We start from the raw sequence: 235 nt of genomic DNA on the forward strand, positions 1-235 counted from the left end.
CTGGCCGTCGAAGTAGTTGTCGAACGGCATCGGCGTGCCGTGGACCAGCGGGATACCGGCGCCGGCCCGCTTGAAGGCGTTGCCGGTCACGGCCAGCGAGCCCAGCGACATCCCGTGGAAGGCGTTGGTGAACGAGACGACCGACTCGCGGCCCTTGACCTTGCGGGCCAGCTTCAGCGCCGACTCGACGGCGTTGGTGCCGGTCGGGCCGGGGAACATCACCTTGTAGGGCAGG

General features: G+C 68.9%; 1 protein-coding gene. It reads right to left on the minus strand.

All coding sequences use genetic code 11. The annotated features are described in order from the left end of the window. The coding region (locus tag OO67_RS35550) for an aminotransferase class III-fold pyridoxal phosphate-dependent enzyme (protein WP_033305970.1) at nt 1-235 on the minus strand (235 nt) is incomplete at both ends.

The sequence above is a fragment of the Streptomyces atroolivaceus genome (assembly GCF_000717025.1).
GTDB lineage: Bacteria > Actinomycetota > Actinomycetes > Streptomycetales > Streptomycetaceae > Streptomyces > Streptomyces atroolivaceus.